Consider the following 2003-nt stretch of genomic DNA (forward strand, 5'->3'; position numbering starts at 1 on the left):
GGCTGACCAGCAGCAGGACTTCGGCGGAAGCATCGGAAACCTGGGCCTTGTAGCCAGCGATGGAGCGAGCGAAGACGTTGTAGATGACCACCGCCGGGATGGCCGCGACCAGGCCCAGTGCGGTCGCGAGCAAGGCTTCGGCGATACCGGGGGCGACGACGGCAAGGTTGGTGGTCTGGGTCTTGGCGATGCCGATGAAGCTGTTCATGATCCCCCATACGGTGCCGAACAGACCGACGAACGGCGCGGTGGAACCGATGGTGGCGAGCACGCCGGTGCCGCTGCTCATGTTGCGACCGCACGCTGCAACCAGGCGCTCGAGGCGGAAACTCACGCGTTCCTTGATGCCTTCCTTCTCGCGGCTGTTGGCCGACAGGCGCATCTCTTCGAGTGCATCGTGGACCAGCAGGTTGGCGAGGGTGCCTTCCTTGCCGGCGGTGGCGCTGGCTTCCTTGAGGGTGGCGGCCTTCTTCAGCGCGGCGATTTCACCCCGCAGGCGACGCTTGGCGCCCAGCAGTTCGAAGCCCTTGGCGATCCAGATGGTCCAGGTGATGATCGAGGCGATGGCCAGGCCGATCATCACGGCTTTGACGACGATGTCGGCGTTCTTGTACATGCCCCAGGGCGACAGGTCGTGGGCCATGCCCAGGGTGTTGTCGGCTTCGAGCACTTGAGGCGCGTCGGCTTCGACGGCTTGGGCCGGATCGGCGGCCACGGGCGTCGCAACAGGTGCGGCCGGGTCGGCGGGAGCCTGGGCGGCAGCAGGCGCGGTGGCCGGTGTCGTGGCGGACGTCTGTGCATCGGCGAAGGCGGCGCTTGGCGTCAGCATCAGGCTGAGCAGCAAGGCTGCCACGGCGCCCCAGGCGCGAGGTCGGTTGGTTGGCGAAGCGGAAGAAAGAGAGCGTGTCATGCTGGCCGGACCTGAGAATAAAAGAAGGTTGATGTTCTTCCAGGCCTCGTAAGGCCGAGAACAAAAGTGGCGAGTATTATTGCAAGTAATTCTTGTTAACAGAAGCAATACGCTTGCTTTTTTTGTCGCATGGCTAGCCGCTGGTCCCTCTGGCAGCTAGTCTGCGGCTTTTCCAAAAGGAGATCCTGATGCCCGCGCCTTCTGTTTTGATTGCCGGTTGTGGTGATGTCGGCGGTCGCCTGGCCACGAAATTGCTGGCGGCTGGCTGGCATGTCTACGGCCTGCGCCGTGATGTCTCACGGTTGCCGGAGGGTGTGACTGGCGTTGCCGGCGACCTGTTCAATGAAGACTGCCCAATGACTTGGCCGGTAGGCGCTATCGATTGTGTGGTTTATTGCGCCGCCGCCACCGACCACGATGAGGATGGCTATCGGAAGGCATACGTCCAGGGACTGCAGAACGTGCTGAGTTGGTTGGGTGACTATGGGCAGGTGCCCGATCGACTGATTTTTGTATCCAGCAGCAGCGTGTATGGCCAGCAGGACGGTGCGTGGGTCGATGAGACCTCCGAGACTGTCGCTGCCGGCTATTCCGGACGCTTGATGCTTGAAGCCGAGCAGGTAGCACTCAATAGCGGTATTCGCGCAAGTGTCCTTCGCCTGACGGGCATTTATGGCCCGGGCCGCGAATGGCTGCTGACGCAAGTGCGTCGGGGTTATCGCGTGGCGACGGAGCCGCCGCTCTATGGCAACCGGATTCATGCGGACGATGCTGCTGGATTGCTGGCGTTTCTGTTGGAAAAGGATCGGCAGGGCGTACAGCTGGAGGATTTCTACATCGGTGTCGACGATGCACCCGCGCCGTTGGCCGAAGTGGTGGGTTGGCTGCGCGAATATCTGGGCGTGACCGAGTGGGCTGATGACGCCAGCGTGCGCCGCACGGGTAGCAAGCGTTGCAGCAATGCGCGGGCGAAAGCGTTGGGTTGGGTGCCGCGTTATCCGAGTTATCGCGAGGGCTATTCGGCGATTCTGGAAGGACGCTGCTGATTCTCCCGACAGCCCCAAACCAACTGTGGGAGCGAGCTTGCTCGCGA

General features: G+C 62.4%; 2 protein-coding genes. One reads left to right on the plus strand and one right to left on the minus strand.

Translation table 11 applies throughout. The features are described 5' to 3' along the window. The coding region (gene exbB / locus OC610_RS26445) for a tonB-system energizer ExbB (protein ID WP_264432135.1) at positions 1-910 on the minus strand (910 nt) is incomplete at its 3' end. A gap of 188 nt (positions 911-1098) precedes the next feature. On the opposite strand from exbB, the gene OC610_RS26450 reads away from it, so the two are divergent. Beyond that, entirely contained in the window at positions 1099-1956 is an 858-nt protein-coding gene (locus OC610_RS26450; RefSeq protein WP_264432139.1) for an NAD-dependent epimerase/dehydratase family protein, read from the plus strand. Positions 1957-2003: the final 47 nt, after the last annotated feature.

Origin of the sequence: Pseudomonas agronomica, from assembly GCF_025917275.1 — a bacterium.
GTDB classification, from domain to species: domain Bacteria; phylum Pseudomonadota; class Gammaproteobacteria; order Pseudomonadales; family Pseudomonadaceae; genus Aquipseudomonas; species Aquipseudomonas agronomica.

Coding starts and splice junctions, on each gene's coding strand:
- OC610_RS26450 (WP_264432139.1), top strand. CDS start 1,099: ATGCCCGCGCCTTCTGTTTTGATTGCCGGTTGTGGTGATGTCGGCGGT.